This window comes from Ureibacillus endophyticus (assembly GCF_003628435.1).
GTDB lineage: Bacteria > Bacillota > Bacilli > Bacillales_A > Planococcaceae > Ureibacillus > Ureibacillus endophyticus.
Genome location: NZ_RBZN01000022.1, coordinates 1 through 20,751, shown reverse-complemented (window position 1 = coordinate 20,751; position 20,751 = coordinate 1). Strand labels below are relative to the sequence as shown.

Below are 20,751 nucleotides of genomic sequence, written 5' to 3'. Positions count from 1 at the left end.
CTAAGCAGGAGGGTAACTCATGACGTTATTTGAACGTTCTTCAAAGGAATTACAAGAAGGCTTACATAGCGGCGATTTTAAAATTGCTGATTTAACAAATGAAGCTTTTGCACGCATTGAAAAACTTGATGGCGATGTACAAGCATTTTTAGCATTAAATAAAGAAAAAGCTTTAGAACAGGCTGAAGAAATGGAAAAAGTTCCATTTGAACAACGCGGCCCATTATTTGGTTTACCGATCGGAGTAAAAGACAACATCGTAACTGAAGGTCTTGAAACAACATGTGCATCTAAAATTTTGGAAGGTTTTATGCCAATTTATGATGCAACAGTTGTGAAAAAACTTCGCGATGCTGGCATGATCACTGTTGGTAAATTAAACATGGATGAATTTGCAATGGGTTCTTCTAACGAAAACTCTGCATTCAAAACAACTAAAAACCCATGGAATCTTGACCATGTACCAGGAGGATCTTCAGGTGCATCTGCAGCAAGTGTTGCAGCTGGTGAAGTTCCATTCTCATTAGGTTCAGATACAGGTGGTTCAATCCGTCAACCAGCAGCATACTGTGGTGTTGTAGGGATGAAACCAACTTATGGTCGTGTATCTCGTTTTGGTTTAGTTGCGTTCGCGTCTTCATTAGACCAAATCGGGCCTATTACTCGTAATGTATATGACAACGCACTATTACTTGAAGCAATCGCAGGAGTAGATGCAAACGATTCAACTTCAGCTGATGTGCCAGTGCCAAACTATGTTGCTGCTTTAAACGGTGACATTAAAGGTTTACGTATCGCAGTACCAAAAGAATTCCTTGGAGAAGGCGTTGGGGAAGCTGCACGTAAATCAGTATTAGAAGCACTTGAAGTACTGAAAGGTTTAGGTGCAACAGTGGAAGAAGTTTCTCTTCCTCACTCTAAATATGCACTTGCTGCTTACTATATCCTTTCATCTTCAGAAGCTTCATCAAACCTTTCTCGTTTCGATGGTATCCGTTATGGTTTCCGTGCTGAAGGCGTGAAAAACTTAATGGAACTATATAAAGAAACTCGTGCGCAAGGTTTTGGTGATGAAGTAAAACGTCGTATCATGCTTGGAACTTATTCTTTAAGTGCTGGTACATACGATGCTTACTACAAAAAAGCGCAACAAGTTCGTACATTAATTAAAGAAGATTACGATAAAGTGTTTGAAAACTATGATGTAATCATCGGACCAACTGCACCTACACCAGCATTTAAAGTTGGCGAAAACATCGATGATCCATTAACGATGTACGCAAATGACATCTTAACGATTCCAATTAACTTAGCAGGTGTTCCAGCAATCTCAATTCCATGTGGTTTTGAAAATGGCCTACCACTAGGATTACAAATTATCGGTAAACACTTCGATGAAGAAACAATTTACCGTACAGCTTATGCTTACGAACAAGCTACAGATTTCACAAAACAAACTCCTCAAATTTGGGAGGTTAAATAATTATGAACTTTGAAACAGTTATCGGTTTAGAAGTACACGTAGAATTAAAAACAGAATCAAAAATTTTCTCTCCAGCTCCAAACCATTTCGGTGCAGAGCCAAATACGAATACAACAGTAATCGACCTTGGTTATCCTGGGGTATTACCAGTATTAAATAAAAATGTTGTTGATTATGCGATGAAAGCAGCACTAGCTCTTAACATGAAAATTAATCAACATACAAAATTTGACCGTAAAAACTATTTCTATCCAGATAATCCGAAAGCATATCAAATCTCTCAATTTGATAAACCAATCGGTGAAAATGGTTGGATTGAAATTGAAATCGAAGGAACAGACGGCCAACCAGGTTATACAAAACGTATCGGTATCACACGTCTTCATATGGAAGAAGATGCTGGTAAATTAACGCATGGTGACGGCTATTCTTTAGTTGACTTTAACCGCCAAGGAACACCTCTTGTAGAGATCGTTTCTGAGCCAGATATCCGCACACCAGCTGAAGCTTATGCTTACTTAGAAAAATTAAAAGCAATCATTCAATACACTGGTGTATCTGATGTACGTATGGAAGAAGGATCACTTCGTTGTGACGCGAACATTTCTATCCGTCCATATGGTCAAGAAGAATTCGGTACAAAAACTGAGCTGAAAAACTTAAACTCTTTCAACTTTGTACGTAAAGGTCTTGAGTACGAAGAAAAACGCCAAGCTGAAGTATTAATGGCTGGTGGAGTGATTGAGCAAGAAACTCGTCGTTTCGATGAGAAAACAGGTAAAACAATTCTAATGCGTGTTAAAGAAGGAACAGATGATTATCGTTACTTCCCAGAGCCAGACTTAGTTGATTTACAAATTGACGATGCTTGGTTAGAACGCGTTCGCGAGTCAATTCCTGAACTTCCAGATGCTCGTAAAAAACGCTATGTTGAAGAACTTGGCTTAAACAATTATGATGCAAGTGTACTAGTAGTAAACAAAGAGATTTCTGATTTCTTTGATGAAATGGTTGCTTCAGGAGCAGATGCAAAACTTTCTGCGAACTGGTTAATGGGTGATGTTTCAGCATACTTAAACGCAGAGCAACAAGAAATTAGCGAAACTGCATTAACACCAGAAAACCTTGCTGGTATGGTGAAATTAATTGCAGATGGCACAATTTCTTCTAAAATCGCGAAGAAAGTATTCACTGAGCTTGTGAAAAACGGTGGAGACGCAGCGAAAATCGTTAAAGAAAAAGGCTTAGTTCAAATCTCTGATCCAGCTGTATTATTAGGATTTGTAACAGAAGCGTTAGATGCCAACCCACAATCAATTGAAGACTTTAAAAACGGTAAAGACCGTGCAATTGGTTTCTTAGTAGGTCAAATTATGAAAGCTACTAAAGGACAAGCAAACCCACCAATGTTAAATAAAATCTTACTTGAAGAAATTAACAAACGATAATTTTTTCAATATTGGCCACCCTATAGTTGGATGATTTCAGCTAATAGGGTGGTTTTTTATATTGGGAAAACGTTTAAAGTGCATAGGTCAGCGCTTAAGTGCACATTAGATTGAGCTATACGCACGAGATGATGCGTAAACACACAAGTTTTTGACTATATGCACAAGATGGGGCTTAAACGCACAAGTTTTTAAGCTAAGTGCACAAGCTGACTTTTAAATGCACAAGACTTTAAACTATGTGCACAAGTGGATTTCTGAAACGCACAAAACGCTTAGCATGTGTACAAGATACATTTTTAAATACTCACAATCTATATTTTTCCATCCAGCGAATCATAAAAATTGTTTTTAAACCTTCCTCAAGGCAAAATAGAATTTAGAAAGGGAGGTCATAATAATGAAATCAGAACAACAATATTTTGAAGAGTCAATGTCTATGGCACAATACATGGATCAAATGACAACACATTTAAAAGAGCCGAGTTTTAAAGTGTATGAAAACTTTAATGTGAACCCAGAAGATGAAGTTTTTCAACTATTAAAAGAGCAAAAGCCACATATCCTAACAATTACGGAGGATTGGTGTGGCGATGCAATGCTCAATAATCCTGTCATGCGTAAAATTGCGGAAGAAGCAGGACTTGATATTCGTTGTGCATTCCGTGATGCAGATACGGATTTAATTGACCGTCATTTAACAAATGGGGGAAGAGCAATCCCAATTTATTTATTCCTAAATGATCAAGGTGAAGTGATTGGAAAATGGGGTCCACGTGCTCCTGAACTTCAACAACTTGTCACAGAAATGCGTGCAGAATTACCTGAAAAAGATGACCCATCATTTGATGAAAAACAAAAACAAATGTATACTTCTTTGCAGGAGAAATATGTTAAAGATCCACAATGTGCTAAATGGGTTTATGAAGATATGAAGTCAGTTATTACAAATATGTTATCATAATGAAAAAATTATCATAAAATAGGATTAGAAAGTTCTCTTCATTGTAAGGGAACTTTCCAATATTGTAAGCGTTCTTTTATACATAATTAGAAAAAATAGGATGGACGAAACTATGAAAAGAGCAAGAATCATTTATAATCCAACGTCAGGTAGAGAAGCATTTAAAAGACATTTACCAGAGGTGTTAGAAAAGCTTGAAGTTGCTGGATATGAAACATCTTGCCATGCAACTACATGTGAAGGTGATGCAAAACAAGCAGCTGCCAAAGCAGTAGAACGTGGTTTTGATATTATCATTGCTGCTGGTGGAGATGGTACGTTAAATGAAGTCGTAGCAGGGATGAGTCCTTATGAGAATCGCCCAAAACTTGGCTTAGTGCCTATGGGAACGACAAATGACTTTGCCCGTGCAGTACACATTCCAAGAAAAATTGACGAAGCAATTGATATTATTATTAAAGGAGATACAATCCCAGTCGATGTCGGATTAATAAATGACGATCGCTATTTTATTAATATTGCAGCAGGAGGACGCATAACTGAATTAACATATGAAGTGCCAAGTAAAATGAAAACTGTACTTGGGCAACTCGCTTATTATTTAAAAGGGATTGAAATGATCCCATCGATTAAAGCAACAAATATGCGTATTGAATACGATGATGAAGTATTTGAAGGCGAAGCAATGATGTTCTTATGTGGACTCACAAATTCGGTTGGGGGCTTTGAAAAAATAGCTCCTGATGCAAGTATTAATGATGGTTTGTTTACAATGATGATACTAAAAAAATGTAACATTGCAGACTTCATTAGAATTGCTTCCCTTGCGTTGCGCGGAGAACATTTAAATGACCCGAACTTAATCTATAAAAAAGCAAGTGTAGTGAAAGTATCGCCGGTAGAGGATGATGCGACAATTCATATTAATTTAGATGGTGAATATGGTGGCGATGCTCCGGTGAAATTCACCAACTTAAAACGACATATTGAGGTCTTTGTTCCAATTGATGATATTCGTGAACAGGATCGAGTATAAGAGGGGGTGTACAAAAAGTCTATACTTTTTGTACACTTCTTTGCAATTTATATCTGTGACGAAAGCGTAAGCGTCAGTCACAAAGTGGACGTCTCAAATGAAATTCAGACGTCCACTTTTTTATTACCTAATTACTATTTTTCGAAATAAATGGAAAAGCTATAAGCATGTATCAGAAATTGAAAAGAGGGATACTATGCGAGATTTAATTGCACCATCAAAAAAGTTCCGACCTGAAATTGAAGGAATTCGTGCAATTGCAGCTATGCTTGTAGCAGTTTATCATATTTGGCTAGGAAAAGTTTCTGGCGGCGTTGATGTATTTTTCATTGTATCGGGATTTCTTATTACAACCTCGTTACTTGCAACAATTGAAAGGGAAGGGCGCATCCATTTATTTGAATATGTACTTGGATTAGTAAAGCGGTTAATCCCTTTAGCTTTCACGGTACTTATCGTAACATCATTGTTATCGATTCTCATCATGCCGAAAGTACAGTGGGAGCAAATTATATCTGAAATCACTGCCTCAGCTTTTTATTTTGAAAATTGGCAGTTAGCTTTTAACTCGGTCGATTATTTAGAACAAAACAATGAAGCAAGTCCTGTTCAACATTTTTGGGCGCTTTCTTTACAAGGACAGTTTTATATAACATGGCCATTTCTTATTATCGTGTCTTTTTTTATTGCACGGAAGCTTTTTAAATTACCAGAAAGAAAAACGTTATTAACTGTTCTTGGCATTTTGTTTACATTATCGATTAGTTATTCGATTTATAAAACAACAGTTAATCAACCATGGGCTTATTTCGATACGTTTGCAAGGGTTTGGGAATTTAGCTTAGGTGGGATCGTTGCAATCCTTATTTCTATTATTCATTTAAAGAGTGTGTATAGTGTAGTAATGGGTTGGTGTGGATTAGCAATTATTTGTTTAACGGGAGTCTTGCTACCTGTTTCTACCGTATTTCCTGGCTATGCGGCATTGTTACCAACGATGGGTGTTATTTTAATCATTATTGCGGCAGAAAGTGGTCACCGCTTTGGTGTTGAGAAACTATTAGGATCGAAACCACTCGTATTTATGGGGAGTATTTCTTACGGTTTTTATCTATGGCATTGGCCGTTACTTATTTTCTATTTAGCCTATTTCAAAAAAGAAACCGTGTCATTCGGAGCAGGGTTAGTAATCTTACTATTAACCTTCATTCTTGCATACAGTTCAACCAAAGTTTTAGAAGCACCTGTACGAAAATTAAATGTAAAATACTCAAAGATAAAATTAGTATCCATTGCGACATCTTTTGCAATACCTGTTACGGCAATTATTGCTTTATGGGGTACGCAATTAACAGAGGAAAAGACCGTTTATAATTTAGAAGACTATCCCGGAGCAAATGCGTTAGCTGTTCAAATGACGGTAAAACCAGATATTGAGCCGATTCCTTCAATGTTAGAAATAAAGGAAAATCTTCCGGAATTTTATTCTGAAGAAGATTGCGTTACTAGATCGGGGGAAAGAGTAACCAAATGTTCCTTTGGAGTAACTAAAAATCCAGAACACATAATTGCGCTTGTTGGTGGTTCACATTCAGGACATTGGTTTCCTGCATTAATGGGGTTTGCTGAAGAATTAAAATTACAAATCGACGTGTATAATCATGATGGTTGTAGGTTCTCAAATGATGATTTTAATGGTACTTTAACAGAAGCTTGTATGAAGTGGAACGATCTTGTCATTCAAGAATTGATTAAAGACAAACCGGATTTAGTATTTACCACTGCAAATTTAAATAAAAATGATATCGTTCCAGTCGGATATATTGAACAATGGGAAAAACTCGAGGGAGTGACGAAAGTTTTTGCTGTACGTGATAATCCAAGAATGAAGGAAAACGTGCCATTATGTTTAGAACGGGAAAAGGATTATATGTATTGTTCCGTTCCGCGTGAAGAAGCACTTTCTTCTGTTCTACCATGGGAAAATACTGAGGGCATTCCTAACAATGTGTTTTTTGCAGATATGTCCGATTATTTCTGTGATGATGAAACTTGCTATTCGGTTATAGGGAACATCATTGTGTATCGCGATGCACATCATATTACGGCTGAATATGCTAGAACTCTATCTCCATTTTTAAAAGAGCATATTGTAGAAGCGCTAGCGGATTAGTTAAGACGCGGTATGAGCTGTCCATTCTAAATGGATGGCTTTTTCTTTTAAGATGGCATAAGTGTCTGATGAAGGACAAATCGCAGGAGGAGCATGAATTTAGTGACCTTCATGGGCTTGATGAAGGACAAATTGAAGGAGAAACTGGAGTCCAGTGACCTTCATACCCCGGAAGAAAAGGCAAATCATAAGAAAAATAAAAAATCCCTAAACAACTAAAGGACAATTAAAAGTGCTTTCTTCATAGGACGGGTTCTGGTAATTTTATAATTCTTCTTTTAGACGAGAACAAACGCACATCATTATAGCAAAATTTTCTTTGACCATGCTACAATAGAAGAACTGAAATGGAGGACGGAACATGGCAGCACCAGTAAAGAAAAATGATCGCAAAGTTGTATATATAGAAGATTTAACTCATGATGGGAATGGCGTGGCAAAGGTAGATGGCTATCCGTTATTTATCCAAGGAGGACTACCTGAAGAAACAGCGGAAATTCACGTCTTAAAAACCCTTAAAAATTATGGATTTGCCAAGATTGTTGACATTATAAAACCATCACCAGATCGAGTAAAAGCACCATGTATTTATTTTGGAAAATGTGGGGGATGCCAGCTTCAGCATTTATCCTATGAAGGACAATTAAAATGGAAAGAAAACATGGTTCGCAATGTGATGAAACGCATCGGAAAAATTGATGCGCCGGTACATCCTGTTAAAGGAATGAAAGACCCTTGGAATTATCGTAATAAATCCCAAATTCCATTTTCGATGACGGATACAGGACCAATAGCAGGTTTTTATAAATTAAAATCCCATGAAATTGTAGATATGGAATGTTGTTTAATCCAAGTTGGGGAAGCAGATGAAATGATGGCGAATTTGAAAAAGGAACTAATGGAAATTGGTATTGTTCCTTATAATGAAGAATCCCATCAAGGAATGCTGCGCCATGTAGTCGTTCGAAAAGGGCGTGCTACTGGAGAAGTAATGATTGTACTGGTTACGAATAAACATAAGTTTCCTCAAAAAGATGCAGCCGTAGAACTAATTCGAAAACTAGTTCCAAACGTTACATCAATTGTTCAAAATATTAATATTGAAAAAACAAATGTAATTTTGGGCAATGAAACGGTTACGTTATGGGGGAAAGATTTTATTGAAGATACGATTGGTGATGTGAGATTTGAAATTTCCGCACGTTCTTTCTATCAAGTAAACCCAGTTCAAACGGAAGTACTATATAAACAAGCGTTAGATTATGCGCAATTAACAGGTGATGAGACAGTCATTGATGCTTATTGCGGCATTGGAACAATCTCTTTATTCCTCGCACAAAAAGCGAAACAAGTGATGGGTGTTGAAATTGTGGAACAAGCCATTGAAGATGCCAAACGAAATGCAGAAATCAATGGGTTTACCAATACGTATTTTGAAGCTGGCCCAGCAGAAGAGGTTATTCCACGATGGTACGCTGATGGGAAAATGGCAGATGTATTAGTAGTTGACCCTCCCCGTAAAGGCTGTGACGAGGCATTATTGAATACTATTATTGAACAAAAACCTAAGCGCGTAGTATATGTATCCTGTAATCCTGCAACCTTAGCACGGGACTTACGCATTCTAGAAGATGGTGGATACAAGACAATGGAAGTTCAACCAGTGGACATGTTTCCTCAAACGACACATTGTGAAGCGGTCGCTTGGTTGGAGTTAGTATAACGATCAAAGAACGAATTTCCGATAGTGGAATGAGTTCTTTTTTCTTGTTGTTCTAAAAAGGTTTAAAAGTTTTTGTTGAAATTATTGAACTAACAGCCCAGTTTAGTTTAATAATCATTCACACAGAGAACAATGGAACTTAAAAAAGATGATGCTTGTGCAATACAATCATCATCTTTTTTAGGTGCGCTTAAGAGCTTTTCTTTAAAATGTCATTTATCTTTTTGGAGCATTTTATTTAAATTTATAACCACCAATAACTTAATTAACCATCTAACTGCTATTTTTTTAGAAATCCTACATATTTAAAAGTTTAATTTCATCTCAACTTATAACACTCCAGCAATTTTCAGAAGATCTGTCATTCTGAATTTACCTTTTTTTCCAAGCGTTGGTTTCCAATCAGGGTTTTCCCTTAAAAAGGACTGTTCATCCCCTTGAAGCAAACCAATCAATACTTCAGCCACTATCCTGCCACCCACTGGCCCCAACCTTGTTCCATCCTTTTCAATTTGTGCTTCTCTAAGAATATAGAACCACAGAGGAGTTTTTCGGTCAAAACCTAAATCTGCAACATCGGACAAATCAACTGGTAGTAGTGGTCGGATAAACATTTCTTTTGCAATATCTTGGCCCGATGGCAAACCGAATGAAAGTCCTCGCAAAAGACTGCGTTGCGGAAGGGCTTTTGGATCTGGCACGAACGGTAGTTCAAACATTGGGCTGGATATTGTCGTATCGATTTTTTTTCCTTGCTGAACAACACCACTTTCTGTGTTAAAGAAGTTACTCCACTCTACAAATCTCCTAGGAGCTCGTTTACCACCTCGTAAATCATCCGGATCTGGGTGATTTTGATCTTGGCTAGAATTAAATATTGGTGCTGTAAATTGACTATTCACCTTATAAACTGGTCTAACCTGACTGTGACCAATCCGAAATGCTGCCATTGCAAACTCTACCGGTATATACGGTTTATTTTTAAACTTGTAGAATTTTCGGCCATTCTTAAGAATATCCTTAATCACAGATTTTCCTACAATAAGTGGCAAGTATTCATACAATACAATCCATTGGTAATGCCATCGAACTAGACGTTGCGCTTCTGCAAAAGCTTGAAATGGTGCGGTTATTCCATTTGCTATTACTTGATCCACAACTGCATTATGAAATTTTAAGAATGCTAGGTGGAGTTGTGAAATGATCAAATTCTCATCGTTTCTCGGATCTGCCATCAACGCTGTATTTTGACTGTTTCTAGGTACATCGTTTGGAAAATCCTTATCAATCAATAACTTGATGCCGCCTGTTGTAATGTCATATAAATGAGGACTTGCAACTGGTCCCCCTCCATAAATACTGTCCAGTTCCAACACAGGTGTTCTGAAGTTTTCAATTGTATTTGGGTCGTTCTGATGTTCTAGGCTAGACGTTGGATCGAAAGTTATATCGTGGTCGATAAATTGGCCGAAAAATGTAAACCCTGATGGAATTTTAGGATTATCAAGGTTTTTGGAATCATTATCCATTATCCCTTCCTTTTTTCCTAGCTCCAATAGTGCAGACCTTACTTTTTTCGTATCTTTATGAGCTGATGGCAAAAATGGAAACATACGACCAAATTTGTCACTGTCATTCACTTTTGACTGGTTATAATATCTTTGCCAAAACTCTTCATTGGATTTCAAAATTTTCCCCCCTAGAGCTTTACGTATATTCCAGTAAATTCAAATTTTCAGTACAATATGAAGATATTCGTAGAAAGGTAAAATAATGTCTCAAACCTTTAATCACATCCGTTGCACCAGCTTGGTTAAGATACAAATTTATCCCTTCTTTTATATAAGTTTTAGTTCATAAGCTTTGCTTGTTTGGAATAGTTACTTCTGTCAGTAAAAAAGCTCTACAGTGATAATTTTTTTAATCTGCCTACCTAGGGGCATACGGGGTTTTAAAGGGGTTCGATATACTATTAAAGCAGACGAGGAATTTGTTAAAGCTAGACGTGAACAACTGGATAAAAGACAAAAAGAATTGCGTCAAGAAACTGGATTTATAATAGAGAAGAATACATAGATCATTTAAGTCAAAACCTTTACGCTTTATTGATTTAAATTGTTAATCTGATCCACTTATTCATTAAAACTGTTCTTTAGTTTTGATAATTTATCCAATCCTATATAATAAAACCCACCAATGTGTTGCCACAAACATACGACGCATTGTGAAGCGGTTGCTTGGTTAAAGTATCAGATTATATTGCGACGAGAATGGTGGCATTTACTGCAGGGGCACTATTCTAGAGTGGATAGTATTACTAAGAAAGGCTGTGTTAAAAGTCAAATAACTTTTAACACAGCCTCAAGTTGCCCTTCACATTATTCAAGCTCGATTAATAAATCACCTGTTGAAATTGCGTCGCCTGAAGCAACATAAATTTCTTTAACAATCCCGTCTTTCGGTGCTTGAACTGTTGTTTCCATTTTCATAGCCTCAGTAATTAATAAATGATCGCCACGTTTCACTGAGCTACCTTTTGATACTGCTACTTTTAAAACAGTACCTGGCATTGTTGCACCAATTTGATTTGGATTTGACGGATCTGCTTTCGGTGCTTTATTGCCTGTTACTTCTACCGTCATATCTTGAATGATAATTTCACGGGATTGACCGTTAATTTCAAAGTAAATTACACGTGTACCATCGTGTTGTGGTTCTCCGATTGATACTAGTTTAATAATTAGTGTTTTTCCTTTTTCAATTTCAACTTCGATTTCTTCGCCTAAACGTAAGCCGTATAGGAATGTTGCCGTATCTAATACTGAAATATCGCCGAACTGTGAATTTACTTTCGCATATTCTTCAAACACTTTTGGATAAAGTGCGTAAGCAAGAACATCTTTATGAGATGGTGTACGACCAATTTTTTCTTCTAGCTCAATGGCTAACTGTTCAAAATTAACGGGTTCTAATAATTCACCTGGTCGAACTGTAATTGCTTCTCGGTCTTTTAAGATAAGTTGTTGTAATTCTTTTGGGAAGCCACCATGTGGTTGTCCTAAATAACCTTGGAACAGTTCAATGACTGAATCAGGGAAATCTAGAGTTTTTCCGCGTTCATAAATATTTTCTTCATCTAAATCGTTTTGTACCATAAATAATGCCATGTCCCCAACAACTTTAGAAGAAGGTGTTACTTTAACAATATCACCAAACATTAAATTTACTCTTGAATACATGTCTTTAACTTGCTCCCAGCGATCGCCTAGCCCAACTGCTTTCGCTTGTTGTTGCAAGTTACTATATTGTCCACCTGGCATTTCATGTACAAACACTTCTGAATGAGGTGCATTCATACCGCTCTCAAAGTCCACGTAATATTTACGCACATCCCCCCAATAATAGGAAAGTTTTTCAAGGGCATTGATATCTGCACGTACTTTACGTTCTTCGCCGCTTAACGCGTAGTATAATGAATTAGCACTTGGCTGTGATGTTAAACCAGACATTGAACCTAATGCTGTATCAATAATATCGACACCTGCTTCGATTGCTTTCGCATAGACAAAGATTCCGTTTCCACTTGTATCATGAGTATGAAGGTGGATCGGTAAATCCGTTGCATCCTTTAATTCAGAGATTAAACGATATGCTGCATTTGGCTTTAACAAACCAGCCATATCTTTAATGGCTAAAATATGAGCCCCTGCATGCTCTAATTGCTTCGCCATTTCCTTATAATATTGAACTGTATATTTCGCGCGGCTTTCATCAAAAATATCACCTGTATAACAAATCGCCGCTTCTGCCACTTTTCCATTCAATCGTACTTCGTCAATGGCTACTTCCATTGCTTTTACCCAGTTTAATGAATCAAAAATACGGAAGACATCCACACCAGATTGTGCCGCCTGTTTAATAAACGCACGCACTACATTATCGGGGTAATTTGAATATCCTACTGCATTACTTCCTCTAAAAAGCATTTGGAATAAGACATTTGGAATCTGCTTGCGTAATTGCTCTAAACGCTCCCATGGGTCTTCTTTTAAAAAGCGATATGCTACGTCAAAGGTTGCACCGCCCCACATTTCGAGAGAGAAGAAGTTGTGCAGCAACGTACTTGTTGCATTTGCAATTTCAAACATATCCTTTGAACGAACACGTGTTGCAAGAAGTGATTGATGCGCATCTCGGAATGTTGTATCCGTTAGTAACACATCGTTTTGTTCCTTTATCCAATTAACAAGACCAGCTGCACCTTGCTCATCTAAGATTTGCTTCGTACCAGAAAGTGTTGTTCCAGTTACGCTTGGAATATTTGGTTGTACGAAAATTGGTTTCGGACGTTTTTCGATTCCTGGGAACCCATTTAACGTTACATTACCGATGTAGTTTAATAATTTCGTTGCGCGGTCTTTTCTTTCTTTAAATACAAATAGTTCAGGTGTTGTATCAATAAAGCTCGTATCAAATTGTCCGCTTATAAATTTCTCATGAAGCACTACATTTTCTAAGAATGGTATATTTGTTTTTACACCGCGAATACGGAACTCGCGTAAATTCCGATCCATTTTTTGAGCTGCTTCTTCAAATGTCATTCCCCAAGTTGATAGTTTCACAAGTAATGAATCGTAGTGGGGTGTAACCACGGCACCTTGGAAACCGTTCCCTGCATCAAGACGTACACCGAAGCCACCTGAAGAGCGATATACCATAATTTTTCCTGTATCCGGCATGAAATTATTTTTTGGATCTTCTGTCGTAATACGTGATTGAATCGCATAACCGAATAACGGAATATCTTTTTGCTGAGGCATACCGATTTTTTTACTATGTAATGCATGACCTTCTGCAATTTTAATTTGTGTATGAACGATATCAATACCTGTAATCATTTCTGTAATTGTATGTTCTACTTGAATACGTGGGTTGACTTCAATGAAGTAAAACTCATCATCCGTCACTAAAAACTCTACCGTACCAGCATTGACATATTGCACATTTTTCATCAATTGCACAGCAGCTGCACAAATGCGATTGCGTAAATCGTTTGAAATTGAATTCGATGGGGCAATTTCTACTACTTTTTGATGACGACGTTGAATGGAGCAGTCACGCTCATATAAATGCACAATATTTCCTTCTTCATCACCTAAAATTTGTACTTCAATGTGTTTTGGTTTGATGATTGCCTTTTCAACATACACTTCGTCTGAACCAAAGGCCGCTTTTGCTTCTGATTTTGCACGTTCGTATGCTGTAGCTAGGTCATTTGGATTTTCAACAAGACGCATCCCACGACCACCACCACCAAGGGCTGCTTTAATCATTACAGGGAACCCGTATTGTTTAGCAAATACTTCAACCTCATCTAAGCTATTTACAGGACCATCTGTACCTGGGATAACAGGGATGCCAGCAGCAATCGCTTGTTCACGAGCTTTTACTTTATCCCCAAACATATCTAAATGGATAGATTTCGGACCAATAAAAATTATTCCTTCTTCTTCACAACGTTGGGCAAAGGCAACATTTTCAGATAAGAATCCGTAACCCGGATGAATTGCATCGACATCGGCATCTTTTGCAATTGCGATAATTCCTTCTATATCTAAATAAGCATCGATTGGCTTTTTACCTTGTCCAACTAAATATGCTTCATCTGCTTTAAAGCGATGAATGGCACCACTATCTTCATGGGAATAAATTGCAACCGTTTTTATCTTCAATTCAGTACATGCGCGGAAAATACGAATCGCAATTTCACCACGGTTTGCTACTAAAATTTTCTCGATTTTTCTCATAAAATTACCTCCCAATTTTTAATCTATTAAAAGTAATAGACCATGTTTAAGTAGTAGGGGGGTGTCCAGACAGTTTTCACTTTAGGACACCCCCTATGAATTAAGGAATCATCCAAGTTAAAACAGTACTTTGTAAGAACGTAATAATACAAATTGCTAGTAATAAAATTAAGCTATACTTGAATGCGAATTTTAGTAATTCAGATTCTTTACCTGCTAGTCCAACAGCTGCTGCAGCAACTGCTAATGTTTGTGGTGAAATCATTTTTCCTGTAACACCACCACCTGTATTTGCTGCTAAGGCTAATACAGGATCCATTCCTACTGATTCTGAAGTGACTTGTTGTAGCTTTGCGAATAATACGTTTGATGAAGTATCGGAACCTGTAACAACTACACCAATCCAACCTAAAATTGGAGAGAAGAATGGGAATAAAGCGCCTGTCTTCGCTAACACTAAACCTAATGTTGCCATCATTCCAGCTGTATTCGCTACATATGCGTATCCTACAACACAGCAAATTGTTAATAATGGGAACTTAATTTCATTTAAAGTAGCGAAAAATGTTTTAACCCAGTTGCCCCATGAAATTTTTAAAATGAATTTTGAAATGATAGCTGCAAATAAAATAGCAGTACCAGCAGCACCTAAAAGTTCTAATTTATAAACAGCGGCAATTTCTTTCCCTGTTGCACCATCAATGACGACATTATGTAAGAACGGTACTTCAGGATAAAACGTTAAAGCGCTTCCAATTGAATTCACAAAATTTAAAATGGCATTTCCACCATCATATGTTCCAACTAACGCTTTCTTAAATGTTGGAATTCCCCAAGCGGAGATAAAGAAAGTTAATACAATAAATGGTGACCATGCTGTTAAGACTTGTCCACCTGTATAATGTGTTTGTTTAATTTCACTTACTTGTACATCATCTTTAAAGCGATAAATTGTTTTTGGTTGCCAGAAGCGTAGGAAAATTGTTAAAGCAATTAATGAAACTAATGATGATAAAATATCTGGTAGCTCAGCGCCTAAGTAGTTTGAGCTTAAAAATTGTGTAATGGCAAATGAAAAACCAGATACTAAAATAGCTGGTAACACTTCTAATGCTTTTTTAAAGCCAACCATAATTACTACTAACACTAATGGGATAAATACTGCTAGAATCGGCAATTGACGACCAACCATTTTTGAGATTTCAATTGCTGGTATCCCCGTAATTCCCTCCATAACTGTAATCGGTACCCCAATTGCGCCAAAAGCAACAGGAGCAGTATTTGCGATTAAGCAAAGACCAGCTGCTTGTAACGGTTTAAAGCCTAGTCCTACAAGTAACGCTGCAGAAATTGCCACCGGAGCACCAAATCCAGCAGCCCCTTCTAAGAATGCACCAAATGAAAATGCTATTAATAATGCTTGTATTCTTCTATCTGGTGTAATAGAAAGTACGGAAGAGCGAATTACTTCAAAATGTCCTGTTTTCACCGTTAAGTTATATAAAAATACTGAAGTAATAATGATCCAACCAATTGGTATAATTCCGTACACAGCCCCCTGTGATGCAGATGCTAATGCTGTTATGACTGGCACTTTAAATGCAATAACTGCGACTAATATAGCTAAAATTAATGTTGTAAGCCCTGCCATATAACCTTTCATCTTTTTGATTGCTAGTGCCCAGAAGAAATATAGAATTGGCACTGTTGCAACTAGTGCAGTCCAGCCTAGACTGTTAGCGACTGCAGTAAAGTCTTGAGTAAACGTCATTCTTGCTCCCCCTAATTTAAATTAAATTTCTTTCCCCTAATAGCAAGTAATTCATCAGATGACCTTATGTGCTAGATTATAAATAGAATTTTTTAATAATTCAATGTATTTTTTAACTAAAAAAATCACTTTTTAGATTGACATTGTCATTGAGAAGGATTTTTATTTAATCTTTATGTATAATAAACTTTATAAAAACGTGTATTTCACATAACAAAACGAGGTGTGTCCTTTGAAATTCACAAAAGTAAAAACAAAAAAAAAATATGAAGAAGTTTGTGAAATACTTCATGAAAAAATCCGAGCAGGTGAATTAAAACCCGGTGATCGTTTAGATTCGGTTGAATACTTAGCAGAACAATTGCAAGTAAGTAGGTCCGCTGTGCGTGAAGCATTAGCGTCTTTAAAAGCGATGGGCCTTATTGAAATTAAGCAGGGCTCTGGTACATTCGTGAAGGAAGTCTCTGAACAAATACTAGAATTTCCTCTTTCTACTTCAATCCTTGCACATAGAGAGAACGTCCCTCATTTATTAGAACTACGTAAGATAATTGAGGTTGGTACGGTTGTTAGCGCCGCAAGAAATCGTACACAGGAAGATATTGAACGTTTAAAAGAAATTCTTGAAAAAATGAAAACTGTTCAGGGCGATGAAGAACTTGGTGAAAAGGTCGACTTTGAATTTCATATGGCAATTGCCGCTGCTTCTCATAACCCACTAATCCCAACTTTACTCGATCAGGTTTCTGGTCTTACGATTGATTTAATGAGAGAGACGCGTAGAATCTGGTTATATTCAAAGCAAACAACGGCTGAACAGCTTTATGATGAACATATGCAAATTTTTTTAGCAATTAAACAGCAAAACCCTGAACTTGCGGAACTTGCAATGTACACCCATTTAAGTAATGTGGAAAAAATTCTAATGAAATATTTTGATGGAACAAAGTAAAAGAATAAGTCTGTGAAATAAGAAAAACGCCATTTTGTACACGGATGCAAAGTGGCGTTTTGTATGTATTGAACAACTTTCCCTATCACAATATCCAAACTTTTGAGGAAAAATTTATCGCGAATGGACATATATTTTAATAGAAAGAATTTAGTTAAGTTTTGATTTTGCTAGAGAGTAATGAGCTATTATTAATATTAAATTTTCAAAAAATATAGTGAAATTTTGAAAAACATGTTACGATTAAGTCATCAGATGACCGGTTGAATGTCGAGGTAATGTTGAGGGGGATTTAGATGAAAGTTACATTATTTGCTACATGCCTTGTCGATATGTTTCAAGGTAACGTTGGGAAAGCAACTGTTGAACTTCTCGAGAGACTTGGTTGCGAAATAGATTTCCCAACATCTCAAGTATGCTGTGGTCAACCAGCTTATAATAGCGGCTATGTTGAAGAATCAAAAGGTTCTATGAAAAATATGATTAAAGCATTTGAAGATGCGGAGTACGTTGTTACACCATCTGGCTCATGTGCTTATATGTTTAAAGAGTATCCACATATTTTTAAAGGTGATGCTGAGTGGGAACACAAAGCTCAAAAGTTAGCGGATAAAACATACGAATTAACGGATTTTATTGTAAACGTTTTAAAAATAGATAATGTTGGTGCTCGTTTAGAAGGAAAGGCAACTTATCATACTTCTTGCCATATGACGCGTTTACTGGGTGTAAAAGACGCACCTATTAAACTTTTAAAAAATGTAGAAGGATTAGAATACGTTGAGCTACCTGGTAAAGAACGTTGCTGTGGTTTCGGCGGTACATTCTCTGTCAAAATGGGCAATATTTCTGGCCAAATGGTAGATGAAAAAGTATGTAATGTTGAAGAAACAGAAGCAGATATTTTAATCGGGGCAGATGCAGGTTGCTTGATAAATATCGGTGGACGTATTAATCGTACTGGTAAACCTATTCGTGTCATGCATATTGCGGAAGTATTAAATAGTCGCTAAGGGGGGAATTATAATGGCTATGAAAACGAGTGATGAGCAATTTAAAAATCGGGTTGCGAATAACTTAAATGATACATTTATGCGGGGAGCAGTGTCGGCTGCTCAAGGTAGATTCCAAACACGCCGCCAAGCACAAGTAGATGAATTAGGAAACTGGGAAGAATGGCGCGCACACGGAGAGGAAATTCGAAAGCACGTACTTGAAAATCTGGATGCATATCTTTACGAATTAAGTGAAAACGTTGTCAAGCGTGGTGGGCATGTATTTTTCGCACAAACGGCTGAAGAAGCATCAGAATATGTGAAAAACATTGCCTTACAAAAACAGGCGAGAAAGATCGTAAAAGCAAAATCAATGGTGACTGAGGAAATTCATTTAAATGCAGCGTTAGAAGATGCAGGCTGTGAAGTAATTGAAACGGACCTTGGTGAGTACATTTTACAATTAAATGATCACGAGCCACCTTCACACATTATCGTGCCTCCGCTACATAAAAATCGTCAACAAATTCGTGAAATCTTTTCTAAGAAAATCGGCTACGAAAAATCTGAACAGCCAGAAGAAATGGCACTTTACGTTCGCGAAAAACTACGCCAAGAGTATTTAACAGCTGATATTGGTATTACTGGCTGTAACTTTGCGATAGCTGAAAGTGGGACAGTGACCCTTGTAACGAATGAAGGAAATGCAGACCTTGTTACTGCATTACCTAAAACGCAAATTGCAGTCATGGGGATGGAGCGTATTGTTCCTACATTTGAAGAAATGGAAGTGTTAGTAAGTTTATTAACACGTAGCGCTGTTGGGCAAAAACTAACAAGCTATATCACGATGCTAACTGGTGTTAAAGGTGAAGGCGAAACAGACGGGCCAGAAGAATTCCATCTAGTAATCGTTGATAATGGGCGTTCAAAAATTTTGGGCACGGAATTCCAATCCATTTTACAATGTATTCGTTGTGCTGCTTGTGTAAATGCTTGTCCTGTTTATCGCCACGTTGGTGGACATAGCTACGGTTCAATTTATTCAGGTCCGATTGGGGCTGTATTAACACCGTTACTTGGTGGCTACGATGATTTCAAAGAATTACCGTATGCGTCTACTCTTTGTGGAGCTTGTACAGAAGTATGTCCGGTAAAGATTCCATTACACGAATTGCTGCATAAGCATCGACAAAAGATTGTAGAACAAGAAGGAAAAGCACCTATTTCTGAACGTTTACTAATGAAAGCATTTGGTTTTGGTGCATCAACTTCACCACTCTTTAATGTGGCTACAAAGGTCGCTTCACCAATCATGTCTCCTTTTGTAAAAGACGACAAAATTACAAGTGGACCTGGCCCATTAAAAGCATGGACTGAAGAGCGCGACTTCCCAGCTCCAAATAAAGAAAGCTTCCGTAACTGGCTTAAACAACGTCAGAAAGGGGATCAAACATGACAATTCAAAATAGAGATCAATTTTTAAATACAATTGCAAATAGTCTTGGTCGCCCTGTCCGAACTAAAGTGGAGCGTCCAGCATGGAAATACTTGCCTCAACATGAAGTATTAAAGGATGCTTCACAAGATGAGCTTGTAGAAGTATTAAAAAAGCAATGTCAAAACATTCATACCGTATGTTTAGAAACAACTACGGCTAACTTAGCGAATACACTGCATCAGGTTGTAACAGATTTTGGTGGGAAATCCGTTGTAGCTTGGAAGGATGAACGCTTCCAGAAATATGGCTTATCTCAATTAATGGAGTTTTGGCCTGAAAGCGGGATTGAGTTTTACGAATGGGACGAGAAAAATCCTGAGGAAAATATTCGCCAAGCAGAAAAAGCGAATATTGGCATTACGATTAGTGAAATAACATTAGCAGAATCTGCTTCAGCTGTTCTATATAGCCACCCGAATCGTGGACGTACGATGAATTTCTTACCAGAGAAATCGATTGTACTTATTCCAAAAAGTTCAATCGTTCCTCGTATGACCCAAGCAGCGCGCCAAATTCATAATCAAATCGAGCAAGGCGAACAGGTACCTTCTTGTATTTTATTTATGTCCGGTCCAAGTAACTCGGCTGATATTGAAATGGTACTAATTGTTGGTGTACACGGTCCAATAAAAGCAACTTATATTATTATAGAAGATCAATAAAATATTGTTCCTAGTTATGACATTACTAATGACCCCCATTAGTAGTTGTATATAAAGAAATATCAAACTGGTTTCGACTAGTTTGATATTTTTTTTTAAAATGTCTTATTAAACTGGTTCTATAATATTTGTTGGGGTTTTACTACAATTTTTGACAATAAAAAAGCACGTAACCACCGATTTCGATATACTTGAATTGACGAGAAACAAGTTATGAAAGGTGATACGTGCAATAT

Annotated in this window: 13 protein-coding genes; 10 read left to right on the top strand and 3 right to left on the bottom strand. The window is 37.1% G+C overall.

The features are described 5' to 3' along the window. Nucleotides 1-19 precede the first annotated feature (19 nt). The 6 genes from gatA (at nt 20) to rlmD (ending at nt 8,827) form a co-directional block, all read left to right on the top strand. Entirely contained in the window at nt 20-1,483 is a 1,464-nt protein-coding gene (gatA, locus tag D8M03_RS09960) for an Asp-tRNA(Asn)/Glu-tRNA(Gln) amidotransferase subunit GatA (protein WP_121214626.1), read from the top strand. 2 nt (nt 1,484-1,485) lie between these two features. Then, nucleotides 1,486-2,931, top strand: coding sequence for an Asp-tRNA(Asn)/Glu-tRNA(Gln) amidotransferase subunit GatB (gene gatB, locus D8M03_RS09955; RefSeq protein WP_121214625.1), 1,446 nt, complete (start codon nt 1,486-1,488; stop codon nt 2,929-2,931). 400 nt (nt 2,932-3,331) lie between these two features. Then, nucleotides 3,332-3,895: a thioredoxin family protein gene (locus D8M03_RS09950; protein WP_121214624.1), complete on the top strand. Its 564-nt coding sequence runs from the start codon at nt 3,332-3,334 to the stop codon at nt 3,893-3,895. 112 nt (nt 3,896-4,007) lie between these two features. Further along, nucleotides 4,008-4,931, top strand: coding sequence for a diacylglycerol kinase (locus D8M03_RS09945; protein ID WP_121214623.1), 924 nt, complete (start codon nt 4,008-4,010; stop codon nt 4,929-4,931). 196 nt (nt 4,932-5,127) lie between these two features. After that, a complete protein-coding gene (locus tag D8M03_RS09940) occupies nt 5,128-7,104 on the top strand; it encodes an acyltransferase family protein (RefSeq protein ID WP_121214622.1) in 1,977 nt (658 codons plus the stop codon). A gap of 361 nt (nt 7,105-7,465) precedes the next feature. Continuing rightward, a complete protein-coding gene (gene rlmD, locus D8M03_RS09935) occupies nt 7,466-8,827 on the top strand; it encodes a 23S rRNA (uracil(1939)-C(5))-methyltransferase RlmD (protein WP_121214621.1) in 1,362 nt (453 codons plus the stop codon). Nucleotides 8,828-9,156: 329 nt separating this feature from the next. On the opposite strand, the gene D8M03_RS09930 is transcribed toward rlmD, so the two are convergent. The 3 genes from D8M03_RS09930 to D8M03_RS09920 all read right to left on the bottom strand — a co-directional run bounded on the left by D8M03_RS09930 (nt 9,157) and on the right by D8M03_RS09920 (nt 16,405). Further along, nucleotides 9,157-10,515: a peroxidase family protein gene (locus D8M03_RS09930; RefSeq protein WP_211330898.1), complete on the bottom strand. Its 1,359-nt coding sequence runs from the start codon at nt 10,513-10,515 to the stop codon at nt 9,157-9,159. A 690-nt stretch (nt 10,516-11,205) separates the two neighbouring features. Further along, nucleotides 11,206-14,634: a pyruvate carboxylase gene (gene pyc, locus D8M03_RS09925; RefSeq protein ID WP_121214620.1), complete on the bottom strand. Its 3,429-nt coding sequence runs from the start codon at nt 14,632-14,634 to the stop codon at nt 11,206-11,208. Between the two features lie 100 nt (nt 14,635-14,734). Beyond that, entirely contained in the window at nt 14,735-16,405 is a 1,671-nt protein-coding gene (locus D8M03_RS09920; RefSeq protein WP_121214619.1) for an L-lactate permease, read from the bottom strand. Between the two features lie 232 nt (nt 16,406-16,637). Here D8M03_RS09920 and D8M03_RS09915 point away from each other — a divergent pair, with 232 nt between their 5' ends. The 4 genes from D8M03_RS09915 (at nt 16,638) to D8M03_RS09900 (ending at nt 20,515) form a co-directional block, all read left to right on the top strand. Then, the gene (locus D8M03_RS09915; protein WP_121214618.1) at nt 16,638-17,357 is read left to right on the top strand and encodes a FadR/GntR family transcriptional regulator; all 720 of its coding nucleotides are present in this window, start codon (nt 16,638-16,640) and stop codon (nt 17,355-17,357) included. A 296-nt stretch (nt 17,358-17,653) separates the two neighbouring features. Beyond that, a complete protein-coding gene (locus tag D8M03_RS09910) occupies nt 17,654-18,370 on the top strand; it encodes a (Fe-S)-binding protein (protein ID WP_121214617.1) in 717 nt (238 codons plus the stop codon). Between the two features lie 13 nt (nt 18,371-18,383). Further along, complete coding sequence (locus D8M03_RS09905; RefSeq protein ID WP_121214616.1) at nt 18,384-19,811, top strand: LutB/LldF family L-lactate oxidation iron-sulfur protein; 1,428 nt, start codon at nt 18,384-18,386, stop codon at nt 19,809-19,811. Then, entirely contained in the window at nt 19,808-20,515 is a 708-nt protein-coding gene (locus tag D8M03_RS09900; protein ID WP_121214615.1) for a LutC/YkgG family protein, read from the top strand. Before D8M03_RS09905 ends, D8M03_RS09900 begins: the two co-directional genes overlap by 4 nt. Nucleotides 20,516-20,751 lie beyond the last annotated feature (236 nt).